General features: G+C 68.2%; 20 protein-coding genes and 1 tRNA gene. 9 read left to right on the top strand and 12 right to left on the bottom strand.

The window, feature by feature from the left end:
* Positions 1-177 precede the first annotated feature (177 nt).
* Together A9310_RS11960 and pruA are read right to left on the bottom strand one after the other, a co-directional pair.
* On the bottom strand, positions 178-1,128 hold the full coding sequence (locus A9310_RS11960; protein WP_065630798.1) for a proline dehydrogenase family protein: 951 nt from the start codon (positions 1,126-1,128) through the stop codon (positions 178-180).
* Complete coding sequence (pruA, locus tag A9310_RS11965; RefSeq protein ID WP_065630799.1) at positions 1,128-2,774, bottom strand: L-glutamate gamma-semialdehyde dehydrogenase; 1,647 nt, start codon at positions 2,772-2,774, stop codon at positions 1,128-1,130. Before pruA ends, A9310_RS11960 begins: the two co-directional genes overlap by 1 nt.
* A gap of 74 nt (positions 2,775-2,848) precedes the next feature.
* On the opposite strand from pruA, the gene A9310_RS11970 reads away from it, so the two are divergent.
* Complete coding sequence (locus A9310_RS11970) at positions 2,849-4,447, top strand: CdaR family transcriptional regulator (RefSeq protein ID WP_065630800.1); 1,599 nt, start codon at positions 2,849-2,851, stop codon at positions 4,445-4,447.
* Between the two features lie 75 nt (positions 4,448-4,522).
* Positions 4,523-5,401: an SDR family NAD(P)-dependent oxidoreductase gene (locus tag A9310_RS11975; RefSeq protein ID WP_175401126.1), complete on the top strand. Its 879-nt coding sequence runs from the start codon at positions 4,523-4,525 to the stop codon at positions 5,399-5,401.
* 20 nt (positions 5,402-5,421) lie between these two features.
* On the opposite strand, the gene A9310_RS11980 is transcribed toward A9310_RS11975, so the two are convergent.
* From A9310_RS11980 to A9310_RS11995, 4 genes are all read right to left on the bottom strand, one after another.
* Complete coding sequence (locus A9310_RS11980) at positions 5,422-5,835, bottom strand: MerR family transcriptional regulator (RefSeq protein ID WP_065630802.1); 414 nt, start codon at positions 5,833-5,835, stop codon at positions 5,422-5,424.
* A gap of 20 nt (positions 5,836-5,855) precedes the next feature.
* Positions 5,856-7,355: a SulP family inorganic anion transporter gene (locus A9310_RS11985; protein WP_065630823.1), complete on the bottom strand. Its 1,500-nt coding sequence runs from the start codon at positions 7,353-7,355 to the stop codon at positions 5,856-5,858.
* A 238-nt stretch (positions 7,356-7,593) separates the two neighbouring features.
* A complete protein-coding gene (locus A9310_RS11990) occupies positions 7,594-9,765 on the bottom strand; it encodes a glutamine synthetase III (protein WP_058251564.1) in 2,172 nt (723 codons plus the stop codon).
* Positions 9,766-9,966: 201 nt separating this feature from the next.
* On the bottom strand, positions 9,967-11,928 hold the full coding sequence (locus A9310_RS11995) for a gamma-glutamyltransferase family protein (protein ID WP_139104600.1): 1,962 nt from the start codon (positions 11,926-11,928) through the stop codon (positions 9,967-9,969).
* Positions 11,929-12,065: 137 nt separating this feature from the next.
* On the opposite strand from A9310_RS11995, the gene A9310_RS12000 reads away from it, so the two are divergent.
* Complete coding sequence (locus tag A9310_RS12000; RefSeq protein ID WP_065630804.1) at positions 12,066-12,503, top strand: SRPBCC family protein; 438 nt, start codon at positions 12,066-12,068, stop codon at positions 12,501-12,503.
* On the opposite strand, the gene A9310_RS12005 is transcribed toward A9310_RS12000, so the two are convergent.
* The gene (locus A9310_RS12005) at positions 12,500-14,146 is read right to left on the bottom strand and encodes an MFS transporter (protein WP_065630805.1); all 1,647 of its coding nucleotides are present in this window, start codon (positions 14,144-14,146) and stop codon (positions 12,500-12,502) included. The genes A9310_RS12000 and A9310_RS12005 overlap by 4 nt on opposite strands.
* A 52-nt stretch (positions 14,147-14,198) precedes the next feature.
* Positions 14,199-14,864, bottom strand: a complete 666-nt coding sequence (locus tag A9310_RS12010; RefSeq protein ID WP_065630806.1) for a TetR/AcrR family transcriptional regulator — start codon at positions 14,862-14,864, stop codon at positions 14,199-14,201.
* A 151-nt stretch (positions 14,865-15,015) separates the two neighbouring features.
* Between A9310_RS12010 and A9310_RS12015 the strand changes: the two genes are divergently transcribed.
* Entirely contained in the window at positions 15,016-16,239 is a 1,224-nt protein-coding gene (locus A9310_RS12015; protein WP_058251559.1) for an oxygenase MpaB family protein, read from the top strand.
* A gap of 166 nt (positions 16,240-16,405) precedes the next feature.
* On the opposite strand, the gene A9310_RS12020 is transcribed toward A9310_RS12015, so the two are convergent.
* Entirely contained in the window at positions 16,406-17,740 is a 1,335-nt protein-coding gene (locus tag A9310_RS12020; protein WP_065630807.1) for an acyltransferase, read from the bottom strand.
* A 175-nt stretch (positions 17,741-17,915) separates the two neighbouring features.
* Complete coding sequence (locus tag A9310_RS12025; RefSeq protein WP_065630808.1) at positions 17,916-20,402, bottom strand: LuxR C-terminal-related transcriptional regulator; 2,487 nt, start codon at positions 20,400-20,402, stop codon at positions 17,916-17,918.
* Positions 20,403-20,463: 61 nt separating this feature from the next.
* On the opposite strand from A9310_RS12025, the gene A9310_RS12030 reads away from it, so the two are divergent.
* Positions 20,464-20,715: a hypothetical protein gene (locus tag A9310_RS12030; protein ID WP_139104601.1), complete on the top strand. Its 252-nt coding sequence runs from the start codon at positions 20,464-20,466 to the stop codon at positions 20,713-20,715.
* An 82-nt stretch (positions 20,716-20,797) separates the two neighbouring features.
* Positions 20,798-20,873 (top strand) — tRNA-Arg (locus tag A9310_RS12035).
* Between the two features lie 44 nt (positions 20,874-20,917).
* Here A9310_RS12035 and A9310_RS12040 read toward each other — a convergent pair.
* A complete protein-coding gene (locus tag A9310_RS12040; RefSeq protein WP_065630810.1) occupies positions 20,918-21,880 on the bottom strand; it encodes a GlxA family transcriptional regulator in 963 nt (320 codons plus the stop codon).
* Between the two features lie 83 nt (positions 21,881-21,963).
* On the opposite strand from A9310_RS12040, the gene A9310_RS12045 reads away from it, so the two are divergent.
* From A9310_RS12045 to cobF, 3 genes are read left to right on the top strand one after another with little or no spacing between them, the layout of a single operon-like run.
* Entirely contained in the window at positions 21,964-22,185 is a 222-nt protein-coding gene (locus A9310_RS12045; RefSeq protein WP_065630811.1) for a hypothetical protein, read from the top strand.
* Between the two features lie 30 nt (positions 22,186-22,215).
* Positions 22,216-23,025, top strand: coding sequence for an SDR family oxidoreductase (locus A9310_RS12050; RefSeq protein ID WP_065630812.1), 810 nt, complete (start codon positions 22,216-22,218; stop codon positions 23,023-23,025).
* Positions 23,026-23,027: 2 nt separating this feature from the next.
* Positions 23,028-23,789 carry a precorrin-6A synthase (deacetylating) gene (gene cobF / locus A9310_RS12055; RefSeq protein ID WP_065630813.1) on the top strand — a complete coding sequence of 254 codons (762 nt, stop codon included), beginning with the start codon at positions 23,028-23,030 and terminating at the stop codon, positions 23,787-23,789.
* Positions 23,790-23,973: 184 nt separating this feature from the next.
* Here cobF and A9310_RS25185 read toward each other — a convergent pair.
* Positions 23,974-24,156, bottom strand: a 183-nt coding sequence (locus A9310_RS25185) for a transposase (RefSeq protein WP_175401127.1), incomplete at its 5' end; no start/stop codon positions are given.

Consider the following 24,156-nt stretch of genomic DNA (forward strand, 5'->3'; position numbering starts at 1 on the left):
CCAGACCTCGATCGAAGTCTGGCAGTCGAGTTGAAGTCTGGCGGTCGTCGGCCCACCGCTCTCAATAGTTGCCTGCTCGACCCGCGGGGCGGCTTTCCGCACTCCGGCAACCGCAGATCCAGCGGTTCGGAACAGGAAGCAGTGGCCCACTGCCGCACAGTCGACGGGTTGGGGGCCTCACCCGGCCAGTGCGCGCAGAAAGAACCCCAGGTTCGCCGGACGTTCGGCCAGGCGTCGGACGAGGTAGCCGTACCACTGCTCGCCGTAGGGGATGTAGACCCGGACGCGTGCGCCCGCGGCTGCCAACCGGCGCTGCTCGTCGGCCCGTATTCCGTACAGCATCTGGTGTTCCCAGCTGTCCGGCGCGCGACCGAATTCGTCGGCGAGGATTCTCGCGGCGTCGATCATCGTGGGGTCGTGGCTGGCGACCATCGGATAACCGGAGCCCTTCATCAGTACCCGGAGGCACCGCAGATAGCTGTCGTCGACCTGGCGGCGGTCGGTGAACGCGACCGCGGGCGGTTCGGCATAAGCGCCTTTACACAACCGGATTCGGGCGCCCGACGCCGCGAATTCGGCGCAGTCGTCCTCGGTGCGGCGCAGGCAGGCCTGCAGCACGGTCCCGGTCTCCGGGAACTCGGAGCGCAACGACCGCACGATCGCCAGCCGCTGGTCGACGGTGGTGTGATCCTCGGCGTCCACGGTGACCACGACGTCCAGGCCATCGGCCGTTTCGACGATCGTGCGCGCGTTCTCCTCGGCGATCTTCGCGCCGTGCTCCGGCAGTGCGAGACCGAGCGCGGTCAGCTTCAGCGACACCTCCAACGACCCGGCAGGTGCCGGACGGCGTCCAGACAGAGACTCGAGCAGAGCCAGATACGCGGTCACCGTGGCGTCCGCCTGGGATTCGTCGAGGGTGTCCTCGCCCAGGAAGTCGACCGAGACGGAGAGTCCATCGGCGAGTTCGGCCCCGACGGCGGCCATGGCGGCGTCGAGCGATTCGCCCGGCACGAATCGGCGGACCACTCGTCCGGTGACCGGCCACCGCTGGGACGAGTCCTTGATCCGTTCGCTGCGCGATGCCGCGACGATCGCGGGCCGCAGCACGGTGTCGAACACGGACCCCATCACAGCGCCGTCCAGTCGGCGACCATGTGCGGATACGACGAGGTGGTGGGCGGTGAGAAGGTCTCCTTGATCGTGCGCGTCGAGGTCCAGCGCATCAGGTTCTGCTTCGACCCGGCTTTGTCGTTGGTTCCCGACGCCCGGCCGCCGCCGAAGGGTTGCTGCCCGACCACGGCGCCGGTCGGCTTGTCATTGACGTAGAAGTTGCCCGCCGCGTTCCGCAGCCGGTCGGAGGCAAGGGCCACCGCGGCGACATCGGTCGCCATGACCGACCCCGTGAGTGCGTACTGCGCCGTCGAGTCGACCAGGCCGAGAATGTTCTCGTAGTCGGCGTCGTCGTAGACGTGAACCGCGAGGATCGGACCGAAGTACTCCGTGGCGAACGCCTCGTCGGTCGGGTCGTCGGACACCAGTACCGTGGGTCGGACGAAGTACCCCTCGGTGTCATCGCAGACGCCGCCGACCGCGACGGTCAGCGACGCCGACGACTTGGCCCGGTCGATGGCCGCGACCTGCTTGTCGAACGCGCGTCGATCGATCACCGCACCACCGAAGTTCGTCAGATCTCGGACGTCGCCATAGGCGAGTTCGTCGGCCTCGCCGAGGAACTCGTCACCCATCCGCTCCCACACCGACCTGGCAACATACGCGCGGGACGCCGCCGAACACTTCTGTCCCTGATACTCGAAAGCGCCGCGCGTCAACGCCGTTCGCAACGCATGAGGTTCGGCCGAGGCGTGCGCGACGATGAAGTCCTTGCCACCGGTCTCGCCGACGAGGCGTGGGTAGTTCCGGTAGTGCTCGATGTTGGCACCGACCTCACGCCACAGATGACGGAACGTCCTCGTCGACCCGGTGAAATGGATTCCGGCCAGATCCTCATCGGCGAGAACGACATCCGAGACCGCGGCACCGTCGCCGTGGACGAGATTGATCACCCCGGGCGGCAATCCGGCGGCCTCGAGCAGCGCCATCGTCAACTGCGCCGAGTATGCCTGGGTGGGGGAGGGCTTCCAGACGACGGTGTTGCCCATCAACACGGGGGCGGTGGGCAGATTGGCGGCGATGGCGGTGAAGTTGAACGGGGTCACGGCGTAGACGAACCCGTCCAGTGGACGGTGGTCGAGCCGGTTCCACACCCCGGGCGACGACTCCGGTTGCTCGGCGAGGATCTCACGCGCGAAGGCCACGTTGAACCGCCAGAAGTCGACGAGCTCGCATGGGGCGTCGATCTCGGCCTGCTGCACCGACTTCGACTGGCCGAGCATCGTCGCCGCCGCGATCCGCTCGCGCCACGGCCCGGCCAGCAGCTCGGCGGCGCGCAGGATCACGGCCGCGCGGTCGTCGAAGCTCGTGTGAGCCCAGTCGGCGGCGGCGGCGCGGGCGGCGTCCACCGCGGCGCGGGCGTCGTCGTGGGTGGCATTGGTGATGAAGCCGAGTACCTCGCGGTGTGCGTGGGGCTGGACGACGTCCATCTCCTCGCCCGCGCCGAGGCTCAGGTGGCCACCGATGATGTGGGGGAACTCGCGGCGGCCGGCATGCGACTGTCGCGCCAGCTCGTCGACGATGCGCGCGCGCTCGGGCGAGCCGGGGGCATAGCTGTGGACGGGTTCGTTCGACGGTCGAGGGGGAGTGGTGATGGCATCCATGACCTCAGTCCACCGTCCCCTTCGACGTCGCGATATGGCCGATCGGCCGAGATGGGTCTCGTAGTCTTGTCCGTATGGACAAGTCGGCGGGTATCGCGCTCGGGCGGTTGGTCCTCGCCCTCGATCAGACCGTCGCGACCCTGGTCTCGTCGCCACGCGGTCTCGACGCGCCGGTGTCGACGGTGGCGATGGTCGACGCCGACGACGTGCACTACGGGCTCGGGCATGCCGCCCGATCGGCCGACCTGTTTCTCCTGGTCGGGCTCGGCGACGACGTCGTCGTGGAGTGGCTCGGCGGCCTCGGCGCGCACCGCCCGGTCGCCGTACTGGCCAAGAATCCCGCACAGACCCTGGTCGGTCTCGCCGATCGACTGGGCATCGCGGTCATCGCCATCGATCCGCACGCCCGCTGGGAACGCATCTACAACCTCGTGACCCGGGTGCTCGACGCGGCACGCGGCGCGGTCGGGAGCGGCGAGTCCATGGAGTCGGGAAGCACCGGCGACCTGTTCGAGCTCGCCGGGGAGGTCGCCCGCCGGACCGGTGGTCTGGTCAGCATCGAGGACGAGCACGCGCACGTCCTGGCCTACAGCTCGGCCGGTGAGGAGGCCGACGAGTTGCGCAGACTGTCGATCCTGGGCCGCGAGGGGCCGCCGGAGATGCTGGCCTGGTTGCGCGAGTGGGGCGTGATGGACGCGGTCCGGAAGTCGTCCGGCGTCGTGATGGTCGAGGCACGCACCGATCTCGGACTTCGGCCGCGCCGCGCGGTCGCCATCCGTCCGGCCTCGGGCGCACACGGCGATCGCTCCGACGTCCTGCTGGGGGTCGTCTGGCTGCAGGAGGGGTCGCGCCCGCCGGCCCGCGACACCGACGAGGTACTCGTCGGCGCCGCAGCCGTTGCGGCCCGGGTGATCTCGCGACGGCGTTCGGCAGGCTCCGACCACGATCAGCGGGTCCGGCGACTCCTCGGTGTCGGCGGAGTCCCGGTCGACACAGACCACCTCGCCGCCCAGCTCGGCATCGCGCCGACCGCCACGGTGACGGTCGTGGGGTTCACGGCCCCCGACGGCATCCGCGCCGGGCAGGTCTCGGCACTCATGCTGCACGCCAGCGCTTTCAGTCCGCTGTCGGTCACGGTCACGATCGGTGACCGCGCGTACGTCGTGCTCCCCGGCGTCCCGCTCGACGACGCCGTCACGTGGGCGCGGATCTCCGTCGACGCCGCCGACCGCCAGTTCGCCGTGTCGGCACGCGCAGTCGTCGCCGGCCCCGACACCATCGCCGCCGCAAACGATCTGCGCTCTGCGATCGATCGTGTCCTCGACGCCGCAGGTCGCGACGCCGACCTGATCGACAACGTCACCACCGTCGAGCGATCCCGAACCGGGGTGCTGCTCGCCGAGATCATCGGATTGCTCTCGGAGAACCCCGATCTCGTCGACAGTCGGGTCGCCGGGCTCGCGGATCTCGACGCTCGCAGCGGCAGCGAGTTCACCGCGTCGTTGCGCGCCTACCTCGACCATTTCGGTGACGTCCGCGCGGCAGCGGCGGCGCTGCACGTCCATCCGAACACCTTGCGCTACCGCATCCGTCGAGTGCAGACCCTGACGGGGATGGATCTCGACGACCCGGCGACGCGTCTCGTCGTGGCACTGTCCCTGCGAGTCCGGTGAGAGTCGCTGCGCACCCGAGTCTCACCCCGGCCGAGTGCCACCCCGCCCGGCCGGCCGGTGGGTACCGTGGCGCCCATGCCCTCATCGTCGAAGTCCCTGTCCGACCTGACCGGCTCGCGGGTCGTCGTCACCGGTGCGACGAACGGTATCGGGATGGCCACCGCCCGCGCGCTCGCCCGGGCCGGTGTGCAGGTGGTCCTGGCCGTCCGCGACACCGATCTCGGCGCCCGGCGCGCACGGGAATTCGGCGGTGACTGCGAGGTGATCCGGCTCGATCTCGCCGACCTCGCCTCGGTGCGCACCTTCGTCGAGGAACTCGACGGCCCGATCGATGTGCTGGTCAACAACGCCGGCATGTTCCCGCATCAGCATCGGACGACGCGGGACGGATTCGAACTCGGGATGGGCACCAATTTCCTCGGGCCGTTCGCCCTCACCAATCTGCTCCTGCCGCGCATCAGGCGGCAGATCGTGTCCGTGGGTTCGGAGGGGCATCGCCGCGCCCGCATCGACCCCGCTGACCTGGACCTCCGACGCGCCCGATGGTCGTCGCCGCGGGCCTACACCGGGTCGAAACTCGCGGTGATGCTGTGGGGTCTCGAACTCGACCGACGGTTGCGCGACGTCGGGTCGCCGGTGACCTCGATGCTCACCGATCCCGGCTGGGCCGCGTCGAACATCTCGAACAAGCCGGGCCTGGGCGTCCTGCACCGCGCGGCGCAGGGCCTGGCGGGTGTCGTCGGCAACGATCTCGACGCCGGCGCGGCACCCACCCTGCACTGCCTGACCGAGCCGATCCCGCCGGGCAGCTACGTAGGGGTCGACGGACCGTGGGGACTGCGCGGCCGACCGGTGCTGTCGGGCCGATCGCTCACGGCGTGCGACTACGAGCTGGCCGGTCGACTCTGGACCGAGGCCGAGGCCCGCACCGGCACCCGGTGGCCGCTGGGGTAGGGCCCACGTGCCCGGCCGTATCACGCCGGGTCGGTCAGTCGATCCGACAGCTGAGCGGTGAGTTCGTGCGCATACTCGAGTTGCCGCTCGAGCTTCTCGCACGCCAGTCGTGCGCGCTGCCGGAACTCCGCGACCTCCTCGAGTGCCGCCCGTCGGTCCGCCGGCGCCGCGTCGGAGTCGTCGAGGACACTCTCGGCGTGCAGGAGCGCGCGCATGTCGTCGAGGGTGAAACCGAGAGGCTTCATCCGCCGGATCACGAACAGCCGATCGATGTCGGCCCGGGTGTACAGCCGGAAGCCCCCGGCCGAGCGAGCGGACGGGACGACCAGACCGACCTCGTCGTAGTGGCGGATCGTCTTGATGGACAACCCGGTTTCCGTTGCCACCGCGCCGATCTGCAGGTGCTCGGCGGTGTCGGTCCCGTCGTCGGTCACGACCTGTCCTCTCTGCCCGGTCAGCCCTCGCCGCCGAGCTGCCCGCTGAGACGTCGATGACGTTCGGCGCTGTGGTCGTCGAGGCCGACGATGGTGGCCGTCTTGCCCTTGGCTGCGTACTTGGTGGTGACGGCATCGAGCGTAGCGACCGTCGACGCGTCCCAGATGTGTGCGCCGCTCATGTCGATGACGACGTCGTCCGGGTCGCCGACATAGTCGAACTGGTACACGAGGTCGTTGCTGGACGCGAAGAACAACTCGCCCCGCACCGCGTAGACGCGGGTTCCGGGTTCGGGATCGGCGACATCGACCACCTCCGTGAAGTGGGCGACCCGGCGCGCGAACAGGACCATCGCCGTCAGGACGCCCACGATCACCCCGTACGCGAGATTGTGGGTGGCCACGGTGACGACGACGGTCGCGAGCATCACGGCCATCTCGCTCTTCGGCATGCGCCGCAAGGTCTTCGGGTTGACGCTGTGCCAATCCAGGGTGCCGACCGACACCATGATCATGACGGCGACGAGCGCGGCCATCGGGATCAGCGCGACGATGTCACCCAGCCCGACGACCAGGATGAGCAGGAAGAGTCCGGCCAGAAACGTCGAGATGCGGGTGCGGGCCCGGGACTCCTTGACGTTGATCATGGTCTGGCCGATCATCGCGCATCCGCCCATGCCGCCGAAGAGACCGGTCACGATGTTGGCGATGCCCTGACCGGTGGCTTCACGCGTCTTGTCGGAGTGGGTGTCCGTGAGGTCGTCGACGAGCTTGGCGGTCATCAGCGATTCGAGGAGGCCGACGAGTGCCATGGTGAAGGCGTAGGGCGCGATGACCGTCAACGTGTCCCAGGTCGACGGAACGTCGGGGATGAACAGGCTGGGCAGACTGTCGGGCAGGTCGCCCTCGTCGCCGACGTCGGGGACGGAGAACCCGACCGCGAGTGTGACCGCAGTGAGCAGCACGATCGCGACGAGTGGTGATGGGATCGCCGTGGTGAGCCGCGGCAGACCGACGATGATCGCAAGCCCCGCCGCGACGAGGGGATAGACCAGCCACGGCACCCCCAGCAGGTGGGGGAGTTGAGCCGTGAAGATGAGGATGGCCAGTGCGTTGACGAATCCGACCATCACGCTGCGCGGGATGAACCGCATCAGACGGGCGACACCCACTGCGCCGAGGACGATCTGGATGACCCCGGCGAGGAGCACCGCGGCGATCAGGTGATCCAGGCCGTGACTGGCGACCAGGGGCGCCACCACCAGCGCCACCGCCCCGGTGGCGGCGGAGATCATCGCCGGACGGCCGCCGACGATGGCGATCGTCACCGCCATCGTGAACGAGGCGAACAGGCCCACCCGCGGGTCGACCCCGGCGATGATCGAGAACGAGATGGCCTCGGGGATGAGCGCGAGCGCGACCACGAGACCGGCGAGGACCTCGGTACGCAGGCGCCGCGGGGAGCGCAGGGTCGCCAGCACCGACTGTTGTCGGGCAGGAGTCAGCACCTCGGCCGTCATCGGCGTCTCGACTTTCGTGAGGTAACGGAAACGTCTGTCGCGGAGGGGGTCACCCACCCTCGCGGGCGTCGGGCGATTCCGACGGCCGACGCCGCCCCGCAGGACGGACCAACTCTACCCTCACGGGAGGGTAGAGATGCTAATGCGGGTGCGCGGATGGGCGTCACGCCACACAACTCCAGGCGCGCAACAACACGCCCCCTGCGCGATGCGCAAGGGGCGTGTCGACGATGCGGGATCAGAGAATCGTGAGCATCTCGTTGTAGGTCGGCAGCGGCCACAGATCGTCGGCGACGATGGACTCGAGGGTGTCGGCGACCTCGCGGACCGCGGCCATGGCCGGGACCAGTTTCTCCAGCGCGTACTTCGACTCCTCGAAGGTGGACTCGCCGTGCATGCCGGCGATACCGGCATCAAGGGCCGTCAACCCGTCGTGCAACGTGCTGATCAGTCCGGTCAGTTCCTCGAGCAGCGGTGTGGGAGCCTCGATTCCGGCCATCTTGAGCGACGCCGCCGTCCCGGCGAGCTCACCCTGGTACCGGATCGCGGCCGGCATGATCATCGTCTTGGCGATCTCCGCGGTCTCCTTGGCCTCGACGAGGAGGGTGAGCGCGTAGTACTCGAAGATGACGTCCTCGCGGGCCTCGAGCTCGCGGGCCGACAGCACGCCGTACTTCTCGAAGATCTCGACGACCTCCGGCGAGGTGTACTCCGTCACCGCGTCGACCGTCGTCCGCAGGTTCTTCAGTCCGCGGGCGGCGGCCTCTTCCTGCCATTCGTCGGAGTAGCCGTTGCCGTTGAAGATGACCGAGCCGTGGGCATTGACGATCTCCTGCAACACCTTCTGGACGGCGTCCGCGAGTTCGAGACCGTCGGCGAGGAGCTTCTCGAGGTCCGAGGCGATGAAGTCGATGGAGTCGGCGAGGATCGTGTTGATGGCGACCATGGGATCGGAGATCGACTGATTGGAACCCGGTGCGCGATACTCGAACCGGTTGCCGGTGAACGCAAAAGGGCTGGTGCGGTTGCGATCTCCCGGATCGGCTTTGAGGGGCGGCAGGGTGTCGACCCCGAGTTCGATGACCCCCGCGGCCTTCGAACCGGTGGCGCCGCCCTTGGCGATCTGCTCGAAGACGTCCATCAGCTGGTCGCCGAGGAAGATCGAGATGATCGCCGGCGGAGCCTCATTGGCGCCGAGACGATGATCGTTCGACGCCGACGCGACCGCCGCACGCAGGAGCCCGCCGTAGAGGTGCACCGAGCGGATGATCGCGCCGCAGAAGGTCAGGAACTGCATGTTCTCGTGCGGGGTGTCGCCGGGATTGAGCAGGTTGCCCTGATTGGCGTTGCCGAGCGAGAAGTTGACGTGCTTGCCCGAACCGTTGACGCCGGAGAACGGCTTCTCGTGCAGCAGGCATTTCATGCCGTACTTCTCGGCGACGGCCTTCATCGTGGTCATCATCAGCTGCTGATGGTCGTGGGCGAGGACCGACCGCTCGAAGACCGGTGCGATCTCGAACTGGCCGGGCGCGACCTCGTTGTGCCGGGTCTTCGCCGGGATTCCCTGTTTGAACAGCTCGCGGTCGAGTTCGATCATGAACGACAGCACGCGTTCCGGGATGGCACCGAAGTAGTGGTCGTCGAACTCCTGGCCCTTCGACGGCGGTGCGCCGAACAGGGTTCGGTTGCAGGTCATGAGATCTGGTCGCGCATAGAAGAAGTGCTCGTCGATCAGGAAGTACTCCTGCTCGGCGCCGGCGTAGGAGACGACGGTGTCGACATCGTCGTGGCCGAAGAGGCGGAGCAACCGCATGGCCTGCTTGCTCATGGCCTGTTGGCTGCGCAGGAGCGGGGTCTTCTTGTCGAGGGCCTCGCCGGTCCACGAGATGAAGATCGTCGGGATGCAGAGGGTGTTGCCGTTCGGGTTCTCCAGGATGTACGCCGGGCTGGTGACGTCCCAGCCCGTGTAGCCGCGGGCTTCGAAGGTGCCGCGCAGACCGCCGTTGGGGAAGCTCGACGCGTCGGGCTCGCCCTGCAGCAGCGTCTTGCCCGCGAACTCGGCGAGCGATGCACCGGTGGAGTCGGGTTCGAGGAACGAGTCGTGTTTCTCGGCCGTGAAACCGGTGAGCGGGTAGAAGACGTGGGCGTAGTGGGTGGCGCCCTTCTCGATGGCCCAGTCCTTCATGGCCACCGCGACGTAATCGGCGAGGGTGGGGTCGAGCGCGCAGCCGGTGTCGACGGTCGCGGCGACCGCTTTGAAGACGTGCTTGGGCAGCCGCTTCTTCATGACCGACAGGCTGAACACATTGCGCCCGAACGTGTCTGCGAGGGGTTCGGTGAACCCCGGCGCCGACACGTCGTAGGTCGTCACGGCCTCGATCGCCTGTCGGCGGGACATGCTGCCACTCATGGATACTCCTGGATGGTCTGGGCCCCCCTGTGCGCGGGGGCGCACGACGACGTCGCTACGCCGTTTGTCGCAATTGCGAGCGCTTCGACGCTATGAGCTGGGTGTATGCGCCCGATTGCCCCTGTGTGACGCCGAGGAAAACTAGTGCCCCTCGGAACCGATCGGGGCAACGCCGTTTTCGAGAACCCGTGGCGCGACGGTCTACCGCAGCGTCGCGTTGTCGCCCATCACCGCGCCCTCGCGGCGCGGATCGGCGCCGCCGATCCAGCCGCCGCCGTGTCGCAGCAGTGCGCTGAGCCCGCTCGACTGTTCCTCGACCGACACCTCGGCTCCGCGTTCCCGGAGGCCGCGGACCAACGGATCGTGTGCGCCGTCGTCCGTGGTGTCGACGAGCGGGTGTTCGCCGCCGACGTTGGAGGTCGGGGTGTTGGCCGAGCCGAAGTCGATCATCGACACGGCCTGCTGGGGATCGAGGCCCCAGTCCAGCATCCCGACGATCGTCTTGACGACGAACTGGATGATCACCGACCCGCCGGGGGAACCCAGGGCCGCGACCACCTCGGCCGGCGCTCCGTCGGCGCCGGGCTGCAGAACGAGTGTGGGCGCCATCGACGAGCGCGGCCGCTTGCCCGGCGAGACCCGGTTGGCGAGCAGCGTCCCGTCGTCGTCGCGGGGTTCGGCGGAGAAGTCGGTCAACTCGTTGTTGAGTAGGAACCCGTCGACCATGTGGTAACTGCCGAAGGCGGATTCGATGGTCGTCGTCATCGTGCCGACGTTGCCGTACCGGTCGGCGACGGTGATGTGACTGGTTCCGTGTTCGGTGCCCGGGTGCGACCCCAGGGGCACCGGTCCGAGGTCACCCGCCGGCGCCTCGCCGAGCGAGGAGTCGGGTGAGATGAGCGCTGCCCGGGACCGCAGATAGGCCGGATCGAGGATGGTCGCGACCCCGCGCCCGGGCAGCGGGACGAAGTCCGGGTCGGCCACATACTTGTCGCGATCGGCGTAGGCGAGGCGTTCGGCCTCGGTGACGAGGTGCACGGCGGCTGGGTCGGGACGCCCGCCGTCGGCGTCGAGATCGGACGGCGGCATCGACGGCAGATCGAAGTTCGCCAGGATGCCCAGCGCCGACGCGACGGCGATCCCGCCGGACGACGGTCCGGGCATGGCCACGATCTGTCGCCCCCGATAGGTGGTGACCACCGGCTCCCGGGCGATGGCACGGTAGTCGCGTAGATCCTGCTCGGTCATCAGGCTCGGTGTCATGCCGCCCGCGGTGCTGCCGGCCTCGGCGACGATGGCTCGGGCGAGCGGCCCGTCGTACATCGCGCCCGCGCTGTCGGCGGCGAGGGTGCCGAGCGTCTTGGCGTACGCGGGGTTGACGAGCCGGGCGCCGGCCGGCTTCGCGGCGCCGTCACTCCCGAGGAAGTAGGAGCGGGCCTCGTCGTCGGCGCCGAGTTCGGCCGCCGACGCGGCGATCGCGGTCGCCAACCGCGGGCTGATGTCGAACCCGTTGTCGGCCAATTCGATCGCCGGATCGAACAGATCTCGCCACGGTTGTCCGCCGAAGTCGTCATGGACCATCTCGAGCATGCGCAGCACGCCCGGCACGCCGATGGACCGTCCCGAGGCGCGGGCACTCGGCACGGGTGGGGTGGGATCGTCGGGGGCGATCCGGGTCAGGTAGGTCTCGGTGGCCGCCGCCGGCGCCGTCTCGCGACCGTCGAAGGCCCGCACGCTCTTCGACCCCGCGTCGTAGTAGAGCGCGAAGGCGCCTCCGCCGATCCCGGAGGACTGCGGCTCGACGAGTCCCAGCACCATCTGCGCGGTGACCAGGGCGTCGGCGGCCGTCCCGCCGTCGCGCAGCACCTCGCAGGCCGCGCGGGTCGCGAGCGGATTGGCGGTTGCCGCTGCGTAGGTGTCGGTGACGACCGGTCTCATCCCTGTTCGGAAGCCGGACGCGACTTCCGGTCTGGTGGCGATGTCGGTGGGTGCGGCCGTCATCGTCTGGGCGTCGATCATCTCGCCGTTGGGGATCTCGGCGCAGGTGACCGGACTCGCTTCCGGCTCGGCTGGATCCGAGCCGCAGGCAGTCGCGAGGAAGGTGGTGGCCGTCGCGACGACGAGGACACGTACCACTCGAGAGACTCCGGACCCGGCCGTCATCGGCCAAGCGTACTGACCGAGTGGCCGTTCGCGACGCGAACTGGGTCGAATGTTCAGGACAGCGGCCGTAACCGCATAGGGTCGAGGCGGAGGGCCGCACCGGCATGGTCGGCCGGACGAGACGAACGGGGAGAATCGTGGGAGTGGTACGGCATCAGGCGAAGATCGACAGGCCGCGCGAGCGGGTCTTCGACTACATCGACGGTTACCAGAACGTCCCGGAGTACCTGCTCGGAGTCACCCGGTTCGAGCCGACGACGGAGAAGACCAGCGGACTCGGCGCGAAGTTCGCGGTCTCGATGGACGTCGGGCCGAAGACACTGAAGTCGGTGGTCGAGTGCACCGAGTACGTCGAGAACGAGCTCATCGAGTTGAAGGCCGTCGAGGGTTTCGACGCGAACACGACGTGGCGGTTCGCCGACGCGGACGGTGGATCGGGCACCGAACTCGACGTCGAGATCAATTACAACCTCCCCGGCGGTACGGCGGGCAAGCTCCTCGGCAAGGTCGTGGGTCCGTTCGCCGCTCAGGCGGTGCGGCACACGGAAGCGACGATCAGGAAGAAGATCGACTAGGAGCCGGATTTCGGCTCGGGCTCGGCAGACTGCCGTTCCAGCGCCGGACCGGGTTCCGGTATCCGGTTGGGCAGGTGCCGCGAGAACAGCAACGCCAGCACGAGCAGGCCGAAGACGACGAACAGCGACTGCTGCAGGGCCGCGATCTGCGAATCCGAATAGGCCTGTGACACCGCCTGTGCGGACTCCTCAGAGCCGCCCGCTTCGAGGACGAGGGTGCGCGCCTCGTCGGCGGAGATGATCGGCACTCCCTGGTCGTCGACGGCGGCGACGATGCGTTGCTGGTCGATGGGAGAGAGGTTCTCGGCGTCGTTGACCGCCGACACGAAGCCCGACGACAGCATGAGCAGGAAGACCGATCCCGCGACCGCGGTGCCGAACGACGACCCCAGGTTCTGGAAGGTGCCCTGCAGGCCGCCGACCTCCGAGGTGTCCTTCTCCTCGACGGCGGACATGTTGACGTTGCCGAGTTGTGAAGCGAGCAGACCGAAGCCGGCGCCGACCACGAACATGCCCGCGGCGAAGGCGGCGTTGCGCAGATCGATTCCCACCGAGGCGATGACGAGGAGTGTTCCCAGAGCCATCGTGATCTGTCCGCCGCGGGCGATGAACCGTGCGGAACGCCGTGCGGTGAGCCAGGATCCGAGGATCGAGAACAGGACGAGCCCGACCGAGAGCGGCAGGATCTTCACCCCGGTCTGCAGTGCGTCGCGTCCGAGCATTGTCTGCAGGTACACGGGGACCACGAAGAAGAGGGCGGCGATCGCGAAGTACTGGGCGAGGAATCCGCCGAGTCCGCTTCGGAGAGCAGCGATGCGGAAGAGTTCGACACGCAGCAGCGGTTGGCGGCCGGACGTCGCCAGGGTGCGCTGCCGCAGGACGAACAACCAGAGCACGACGACCCCGGCGAGCAACAGGTATGCCACGGGGGAGACGCCCAGCGGGGCGATCTCGTCCCCGCCGATCTCCGGCGGATGCTGCGGCTTCAGCCAACCCCACGTCTTCGACTGCAGGACGCCGTAGACGATCAGCGACAGGCCGCCGGCGGATGCCACGACGCTGAGGGGGTCGATGCGTACCTCCGGGTCGCGGGGTACGTCACGAATCAGCTTGGCCGCGAACAGGACCGCCACCATCACGACGGTCTCGGCGACGAACACGTAGCGCCACGACAGATAGGTGGTCATCACGCCGCCGAGCAGCGGGCCGACGGCGGCGGCCAGCCCGGTGACCGCGCCCAGGATCGAGAATGCGGTGACCCGGGCCTTGCCCGTGTAGTTGATGGCGGCCAGCGATGCGATCGCGGGGATGACGAGCACCGCGCCCAGCCCCTCGACGAGTGACCAGCCGATGAGCAGGACGGTCAGGTTGGGACTCAGCGCCGTGGTCAGCGAGCCGATGCCATAGATGACCGCACCGATCTTGAATGCTCTTGCGCGCCCCATCAAGTCGCCGAGCTTGCCTCCGGTCAGCATGAAGGCGGCCATCGTCAGCGCATAGAAGGTGATCGCGGCCTGCATGCCGGTGATCGAGGTCCCGAGGTCGTCGGCCACGACCGAGATGGACACGTTCATCACGGTGCTGTCGAGCACCATCACGAACTGTGAGACGGCCAGGATGATGATCACAGACCAAGAGCGCATCGTCAGTCTCCTCAGATGTGGTGAGCGCTCTGATCTTTACAGGTTCGGCGGTTTACTGCGCGGGATTGAGCATCGGTACGAGGAACTGGCGCGCCACCGTGGCGAGCTGCGCGTCGTCGGTGATGTCGACGACGCGGCTGGGCACGGTGAGGAACGACGCGGAGATGCGGACCATCATCTCGGCCACGAGATCGACGTCGAGTTCGTCGGAGATGTTGCCCGCCAGCTGTTCCCGGCGCAGCTGGGCGGCGACGAAGTGCTGGACCGTCGCGAGCAGCATGCCGTCGCCGCCGATCATCGATTCGATCAGCATGCTGGGCTCGGCGTCGCTGATCTCACCGATGAGCGGGTTGCCGGAGATCGCCCGCAGCGAACCGACGAACCCGACGACGACGCGGTCGGCCACGGTGTCGGCGCGGGGGATCTCCGCGCGGAACCGGTCGAAGTACCGACGGAACTCGCGGAGCACCACCTGGTCGACCAGGGCGTCCTTGGTGGCGAACTTGCGATACAGGGTGACCCTCGTGACGCCGGCGCTCTTCGCCACCTTCTCCATCGGCGTCCGTTGCACGCCCAGCCGGCAGAAGAGTTCGAAGGCCGCGTCGAGCAGACGTTCGGCGGTGGGATCGGCGGCCTCGTCGGACTGGGCCGCGGATTCGAGAAACGCTCGCTGGAGAAGCGAGCTGGACAGCGGAGCGCCGGACGGCTGCGTGGTCACTCGCCTCACCCCCTTCCTCACATCATGACCGCATGAGCTTCCATGATCGCAAAATTCGCGAAAGAGGTGTGTTCTGGACCACGCGGTGGTAACAATGATACAAGGATACGTTGTTTGTCACATTGATACATGGAAGTGATGGGACGGGGTCATGGAAGATCTGAACAGGCGGAACCTGATACGCGCGGGCGGTGTCGTCGGCGCAGCCGGTGCGGTCGCGGCGCTCTCGCAGACGACGCCGTGGACGTGGTCGCCGGCGAACTCGGTGCCCGGCCGTGGGCGCGGCGCGGACCCGCGGCAGCTGTGGGACGACGAGGCCGACCCGGTGATCGCCAAGGTCATCGACAGCGGGCAGGTGCGCAACGTCAATCGCCTGCTGCGCACGTGGCATCGTAACTCGCAGCCGCTGCCCGCCGGGCTGCCCTCGGAACTGCGCGACTTCATGGAGCACGCTCGTCAGCTGCCCGCGTGGGCCGACCAGGCCAAGCTGGCCGACGCGGTCCGATTCAACCAGAAGCGCGGAACCTACCTCGGCGTCCTGTACGGCTTCGCCAGCGGCATGATGAGCACCGTCATCCCGCGCGAGGCCCGGTCGGTCTACTACTCCAAGGGCGGATGGGACCTCAAGGACCGCATCACCAAGACCGCGAAGCTCGGATACGACATCGGATCGCTCAACGCCTATCAGCCCGGCGGCGAGATGATCGTGACCTGCGTGAAGACCCGCATGGCGCATGCCGGCGTGCGCCACCTCCTGCCGCAGTCGCCGCACTGGGTGCACGGCGCGACGGAGAAGAAGCCGATCAGTCAGGCCGACATCATGGTCACCTGGCACAGCCTGCCGACGACCGTCATGCGCAACTTCGACAAGTGGAACGTCCCGATCGCGGCCGACGAATCCGCCGGATTCCTGCATTCGTGGCAGATCACCGCTCGCCTGCTGGGCGTCCAGGACGAGTACATCCCCGCCTCCTGGGCCGCCGCCGACTCGCAGGCGCAGCAGGTCCTCGACCCGATCCTGGCGCCGACCCCCGAGGGTCGCAAGCTCGCCGACATGCTGCTCGACCTCGGCATGAACCTCGACCTCTCGCTGATCTCGCGCGGCGTCCTGGGGGCGCTCACGCGATTCGTGCTCGGTGACAAGGTCGCCAACTGGTATCAGATCCCGCGGGAGCCCGTGTGGAGCCCGCTGCTCGAGACGGCGTGGGGTCCGTACGTACAGATCCGCGAGGGTCTGCTCAATGTCGGCATGCCGCGTGAGGCCTACTGGTTGTTCGACGAGTTCCTCCGCCAGTTCGTGCTCTTCTACATGTCCGAACTGCGGATGCCGATCAACATCGAGATCCCGGTGATCAACAACCCGAAGTACAACTAGCCCACCCGGTGGTATGTCTCAGAATCAGGCGGCTAGTCTCCGGCGTTCGATCGGCGCCTGGCTGCGTTGTCGTCGGTCGAGATAGCGATGCTATCCCTCCCTCCTCCGCCTTGCCAGACACCGATCGCTCCGCCGGAGACTGGCCACCTACTCCTGAGACACACCACTAGTCGGCGGACTCCTTCTCAGCCCCCGCCGACTCACCGACTTCCACCGCCCGGTCCTGCTTCTTCTTGTTCCGCTTCGGCAACAGGGGGAGGCGGGGCCGGGCGGTGAGCCATTTGCTGAACGGTAGGCGTAGGAGGACGTCGACGAGCGCCAGCGAGGCCGTCAGTACCAGCACGACCAAGATGATCGAGCGCAGGATCGCCGAATGCGGGAACCAGTCGAAGAGGCCGCTGAGGAATCCGACGCGTCCGAGGACGTCCAGGATCAGGGGGTGGACCGCGAAGACCCCGAAAGCGCGCAGGGTCGCCTGGGACACCAGTTTTCCGGCGGCGGGCCGGCCGGCGGCGCGTCGGTCATCCCAGACGAGGCCGATCAGCCACAGCAGGACGAAGCCGCCGATGAACCAGGGGAGCGACACCGGGTTCCAGGCCGTGTTGGCCTTCCACGGCACGTTGCCCGGCGATGTCGCCAGCAGGTATCCGGCAACGGTGAAGGCCGCGCAGCCCGCCGCGACCAGGACGACCGTCGCCATGTGGTCACGGAGCCAACGGTCTACCGCCTCGCGATGCTGCGCGGCCAGCACGCCCATGGTGATGAAGAGCGCGTACATCGGCAGCGTCTTCCACAGGTGCTGGTAGGCGACGTCCCACGCATGACCCGACGGTCGGGGTAGGTACTGGTAGATGACGAACACCAGGAGTTGGATCGCGGTTCCGCCGGCCAGCATCAGCCACGGTCGGCTGCGGCCCCGCTCGAACAGCCACGAGATCAGCGGGAAGAACAGGTAGATCTGCATCGAGATCAGCAGGAAGTACAGCTGGTACTTGCCCTCGCCGACGAGGAGGTCGTGCGCGAGGCGCGGCGCCATCTCACTGATCGGCGGGAACGGATTGTCGGCGATGATGATGTGGTCGGTGATCGTGTAGATCAGCGTCCACGCCAGGTAGGGCCCGACGACGAGCCCGAAACGACGCCGCCAGAACTGCCACGGCGACATCTCCCGACCCTGCATGCTCAGCACGAGGACGTAGAGGGTCACCGCCACGAAGCCGTATCGGGTCAGGTGGCACAGGGTGCCGACGAGATTCGCGCCCCTGATCTCGTCGGCACCGCCGTTGATGGCGTTGATGCTGTGCGCGACGACCACGAAGGTGAACAGGACGACCCGGACGAAGTCGGCGGTGTGCGCCCGACCGCGGGGCTTGGTCGTGGGCGCGGGAGGGGCCGAATCGGCGGGACGGGGTGCCACGGTGGCGGAGTCCGGCGACTCGACAGCGTTGGCCGTGGTCTCGTCGTCGTCGGCGGTGCGCGCCGATCCTGATGCCGCGTGCACCAACGAAAAGACCTCCCCGGGTGAAACGGTAGAACGTATGCGGTAGGCAGTGTACGGACACAAGCTGGCAGGAACCTCAACGCCGGGGTGTCCTCAGTGGTGACGATCACAGCCGGAAATGTCCGGTTCGCGTTCGGGTTCGATCGTACCGGCGCTCGCAATGCGACGCCGGGCGTCACACATCGTCGGGGATGTCCCGGCGGGTCCCGATGCCGAGCTTGCGGAAACTCTTGGCGACGTGGTTGCGCACCGTCGTGGTGGCGAGCCCGAGTTCAGCGGCGATCTCGTCGGCGGTGAGTCGTCTCGCGTACATCCGCAGCACCTCGCGTTCACGACCGGTCAGGCCGGCGACCCGGGGATCCGAGGATCTGCGATCGCGGAGCTGCCGCACGATCCGCGCACGTGCCGGCGTGGCGGTGGCGGTGTGGAACGCGGCGAGGTGGCTCGGCGGCGCCGCCATTCCGGCGACCACCCACAGCGACACCGGATCGGCGATCCCGTGCCGTGCCGCCCGGTCGTAACCGGTGGCGACCCATTCGGCAGCTGTTCGGGGTCGGCCGCGGTCCCATTCGATCAGAGCGCGGGCCGCGTCACCGTGGTGGTCGCCGATGACCGCGGCCGCGGGCAACCGTTCGGCATCGACGAGCGCGACCTCGGCATCGTCGAGGGCGCCGGAAGCCGCCAGAGTCAGCGCGAGCCAGTGCCGGGCGATGCGTTCGTCGCTGCGGTGTCTGCTCCTGGCGAGCAGGCCGGCGGCCCGCCCGGCCTGAGTCGCCGCGGCGGGGAAGTCCGCGTCCTCGAAGTGCAGCTCGGAGCGGATGGTCGCGAGCCACGCGCGCATGCGGAGGTCGCCGAGTGATGTCGTCGACGCGGCGAGCGCGAGTTGCCGCCTCGCCGGGTCCGGGTCGCCGCTCGAGAGCAGGGCGCGGGCGCGCATCGCGTGGAGCTGCGCGTCCGCCAGCCCTTCCGCGGCGATTCGCCCGGAGTCCGGCAGCCGGGTGGCGAGGTTCGGGTCTCCGGCCAGATCGGACGCGAGGAACCACGCGGCCCATGCGGCGCCGCGCGAGACCGGGTCGGCGCTCTCCTGCAGTACGTGCCAGGGTGTCGCGGCGTCGGGCCGGCCCGTGTAGGTGTCCAGCAGGGCTGCCGCCACCTGGCCGAGCGGATGGTTCTGTTCGCTGATCGTCCGCAGTTGTCGTCTCGCACCGTCCGGATCGGCATCTTTCAGAAAGGTCGAGACTGCCGCGGCGACGGCGATCGAGGGCGTGTCGAGTGGAGAGGTCGCGCGTATCCCGGCGAGTCGGGACCGGATCTCGTGGCCGGGCCGAGTGCCGAGCGCGAGTGCGTGCGCCCACGTGAACCCGGTGTCGGGGGTCGGATCCGACGCCCACGCGGAGCCGGCGAATCGTTCGGCCGCGTCGGGATCGCCGGATCGGAGGTGAAAAGCGCTGGCGGCCAGGAGGTCTGCGGAGGTCACCGGTTCGCCGACGACGAGGCCCCAGGTGGCACGCATGACGGGTGTCGTGGCGGCGGCATGAAGACGTTCGGCGAATCGCCGACGGCGTGCGGGCGTCACCGACCGCTCGACCGCGCCGGCGACGAGCGCGGAGATCGGGTGGGCGCCCGTCGCATCGGTGACGACGAACTCGTGGTCCTCGAGGAGGGTGATCGAGTCCAGTGCGTCAAGACGGGCGATGCACTCCCAGTCGAGCAGACCTTCGAGGACGACGAGCGCGAGGGTGTCGGCGCAGTCCCGGGGGAGAGCGGACAACCGGCGTCGAACGGCATCGACGACACCGCGTCCGGGCACGTTCTCGCGCGCCAGGGCGCAGATCAGCTCGGGGTTCCCCGCCGCGGCCGCGACGTCCGATCGGGCGCCGACCATGCGTCCCAGGACGGCCGCGGCCGAACCGTCCAACGGCCCCAACGCGAGGTTCGCCCATCGGCTGGTCCGCAGATGCCTCGTGATCGAGCCGGGCACGGCATCTTCGGTGGGCGCGGCAGCGAGGAGTCGTACCGGGCCCAGGTCGGTGAGTGCCATCAGGAACTCGAGGACGGTGGGGTCGGCGCGGTGGATGTCGTCGGCGATCACGAGGGTCGGCAGCTGTTCCCCGGCGATCAGGTCCCGCCGAAGCGCCTCGACGGGATCATCTGCGCCGGAACGAGCGTGGAGCGCGTGGAGTGACGTCGGTACGGTCACGATCTCGCGGCGCCATGGCTGCCTGCCCCCGAACTCCGCGAGGAGCCGGGATTTGCCGACGCCGAACGATCCGGTGACGAGCACCGCATCGTGTGTGTCGAGCAGACGGGTGAGCTCGTGGATCTCCGCGTCGCGCCCGACGAACGGCGGCGGAACGTGACCGGGGCCGGCCAGCCCGGCGAGGCGGATGCGACCGTCGGTCTGGTGCAGGCAGTCCGCGGGAAGGCGTTCGCGGAGGCGACTGAGGACGGTCCGTAAAGCGGCGTCGGGGTGTTGCGGCCTGGTCATGGGCCAGATCCCGGCAACCAGGTCCTTGCGGGTGATGCCGGTATGCCGGTGCCGGAGCAGCAGGACGAGCGCTCGATGTGCGGCGGGGCGTAGCGGAACCGGCCGGCCGTCGGCGTCGAGCAGCGTCACGACCGGCATCGTGCTGAACGCGACGGCTCGGCGATCGGCGTCCATGGGTGTCCGTGCTCCTCGAAGGCGTTTCCGATTCGGGCTTCTGGTTGATCAACAATTGATCATGACACCCGTTCCGCCGTCCAGCAGGGTGACCGGCATGAAGAAGATGATGATTCTCATGGTGTGTGCCGGGCTCTGCGCGATCGGTTGCATCGTCGGCGCGGGACTGGCTCTCACCTGGAACACCGGGCAGTCGGCGCTGATCGCCGGGGTCGGTGCGCTGGCGGCGGGCGCGCTCGCGGTCGTGTTCGTCGGTCGGGTGCGGGCCGAGAACCGGCGCCAGGGGACGAACTACACGATCTTCACCATCTGAGGTGTGTGGTGTGGCCGGGTGAGGTCGCTCGCGTAGACTCCCGCTGTCGGGGAGCCGCGCCACCGTGGGCTCTTCGCGGTCCGCCTTCGTAGCTCAGGGGATAGAGCAACCCTCTCCTAAAGGGTAGGTCGTAGGTTCGAATCCTACCGAGGGCACCAGTCTGGCCGTTCCACTGCGCAAGTGCCGTCTGGCGGGGTTTCGGCTAGGAACTCGCGCCGGATTTCGCGAACCGCCGACGGTAGACGAGTGGCGAGACGCCGACACTCGCGGCGAAATGGTGTCGCAGCAGCGTCGCCGACGTGAAGCCGACCTGGCGTGCCACCTCGTCGACGCTGGCGCTGGTCGTCTCGAGCAGGTTCTTCGCCGACAGCACTCGCTGTTCGGTCAGCCAGCGGCGAGGCGAGATGCCGACCTCGTCGACGAAGCGACGCGCAAAGGTACGTCCGGACATGTGCATTCGGGACGCCATGTCGTCGATGCTGATGTCGCGGTCGAGGTTGGCCGTCATCCAGGCCAGAAGCGATCCGAAGCCCTCGTCGGTGCACGCCGGCATCGGGGCCTCGACGAACTGTCGTTGTCCGCCGTCGCGGTGTGGCGGCACGACCATGCGCCGCGCGATGCGGTTGGCGACGGCCGGTCCCCAGGATTCGCGGACCAGGTGCAGCGAGGCGTCGATCCCGGCGGCTGTGCCGGCGCTCGTGGTCACGGGTCCGTCGTCGACGAAGAGGACGTCGGTGTCGACCTGCGCCTGGGGGAACATGCGCGCGAGATGGTCGCCGTAGCGCCAGTGGGTGGTGCACCGACGGCCGTCGAGGAGTCCGGCCGCGCCGGCGACGAACGCGCCCGAGCAGACGGTGAGGACACGTCCGCCGTTGTCGACGACCGCACGGATGGTGTCCAGGATCTCGGCGGGGTAGTCGCCGCTGACGCTTCCGCCGGGGATGACGACGAGATCGACGTCGCGGCACTCGTCCAGGGTGTGCGACACCTGGATCGACACCCCGTTGCCGACGGCCAGCGCGGTATCGGGGTCCGGTGTGGCGACCCGGAAGTCGAAGGCGGGGACGTCGTCGTCGGTGCGGTCGAGGCCGAACACCTCGTGCACGACACCGAATTCGAAGAGCGCGACGTGTCCGTAAAGGAGGACACCAACCGAATGCAGCACCTGACCAGTATGGCAGATAATTTGCGAACATTGACTGAACTGCCACTGGTGGCCGAAATGATGTGGTCGGATGATTTACTGCCATGACACTCCTCTTCGTTCTCGCCCTAGTCGTCGCCTCGGTCGCCGGCGCAGTCGGCCTACTGAGTCTCACCGCGCGACGTACCCCCGTCGGCCGGCGGACGCCGGGCCAGCGGATTGCCGACTGGTTCACCCGGAATCCGAGGCGCCCCTACGGCCCCGACACCGAGCGTGTGGCAGCAGAACTGAGCATCCTCACCCGCCGGTACGACAAGCTCATCTGACCCGTCGGCCGCTGCGCTACCGTTGCGGTCGTGAGTTCACAGACAGTCCTCGTGACCGGCGCGACCAGTGGCATCGGGGCCGAGGTCGCCCGCCAGTTCGTCGCGAGGGGACACCGGGTCTACGGCACCACCCGCAATCCGGATTCCGTACGCAACCCGATCCAGGGCGTCACCTACGTACGGCTCGACAACGCCGACTACGAATCCGCCGAGTCCTGCGCGGCCCTCGTCGGCGACGTGGACATCCTGATCAACAACGCCGGCGAGTCCCAGGCCGGTGCGCTCGAGGACACCTCGATGGCGGCCGTCGAGGATCTGTTCCGGGTCAACGTCTTCGGGCCGATCGCGCTGACCAAGGCGGTGTTACCCGGCATGCGTCTCCGGCGCCGGGGCACGGTCGTGATGGTCGGGTCGATGTTGTCCAGCTTCCCGGTCGCCTTCCGGTCCAATTACGCCGCGACCAAGTCGGCGCTGAAGGCCTTCGCGCTCGCGTCGCGACGCGAGTTGGCGCCGTACGGGATACGGATGATCAGCGTCGAACCCGGCACGATCGCCACCGGTATCGGTGATCGCCGCAGCATTCACATCGGCGACGACTCGCCCTATCGTGCCGAGTACGAGACGCTCGCCGCCGCCACCCGGCGCAACGAGGACGCGGGCATCAGTGCGGCGAGCATGGCCACCCAGATCGTCGACGCCGCCCTGTCCGAGCATCCGAAGCCGTTCTACGCCAAGGGTAATCAGGCGGGGGTGGTCTTCCTGCTCCGGCGGCTCGCGCCGCGACAGCTGATCCTGGACATGACCGCGCGCAAGCACGGACTCCCGAAGGTGAAGATCTGACCGTGCGACTCACGTTGCGAGTCATCGGGATCGGACCCGGCGGACCGCGTCAGATCACGCTGCAGGCGATCGACGCGATGGCCGACGTCGATGCCTTCCTCGCGTTGGAGAAGGGCACGGCGAAGAGCGGCCTGCTCGACGCACGCCGCGCCATCCTCGACGAGCATGCGCGCCAGGGGCATTCGCTGGTGGAGATCCCCGATCCGCCACGCGACCGGGAACCGGACGACTACGACGCCGAGGTCCGGCGCTGGCACGCCGCGCGCGCCGAGCTGATCGCCGGCGCCCTGCGCGACGAGGTCGGCGACGGGGGAGTGGCCGCCTTCCTCGTCTGGGGCGATCCCGCCCTCTACGACAGCACGCTGCGGATCGTCGACGATCTCGCCGCCCGCGACGACCTCGAACTCGCTGTCGAAGTCATCCCCGGCGTGACCAGCGCGAGCGCGCTCACGGCGGCCCACGGCATCGTCGCCAATCGTGTCGGCGAACCGATCCACACGACCACGGGCCGACGCCTCGCGGAGACGCCCGCGGGCGCCGACGCGAATCAGATCGTGATGCTCGACGCCGACCTCAGCTTTCGCCACACGGCCGACCCGGACGATCACATCTGGTGGGGCGCCTACGTCGGCACCGAGGACGAGATCCTGATCAGCGGCAAGGTCGGTGAGGTGACGGACCGGATCGTCGAGGCCCGCGCCGAGGCCCGGGACCGGATCGGCTGGATCATGGACATCTATCTGCTGCGCAAGAGTCGCCGCTAGCTGGACCCTTCGTGGCTCGTCGCTAACGCTCCTCGCACCTCAGGGAGCAATGGGGGTCGCTTCTCTGGAATTAGGAGCCTGCTGAATTAGGGTCCAGCCTGGGTTGAGGTTCCTGCTGCGGGGATGTGTCGGTTCCGGGGTGTGGTCGTGGTGATCGATCTAGGTGGGGCGGCGGTGCCGCGGTTCAGGCGGTGGCCAGTGTCCAGGTGCCGTTGGTGGTAGTCAGTCCGAGGGTGATCAGGCGGCGTAGGTTGATCGCGGCGGCGCGGTGGTGCAGCCAGTTGTTGTTGCGTTCGATTCCACGGTAGGGCACCCGCCGGTTACCGCGGGTGAGCCAGGCAATCGTCCGTTCGACCATGGGTCGATG

Source organism: Gordonia sp. UCD-TK1 (assembly GCF_001691435.1).
In the GTDB taxonomy this organism is placed as follows: Bacteria; Actinomycetota; Actinomycetes; order Mycobacteriales; family Mycobacteriaceae; genus Gordonia; species Gordonia hongkongensis.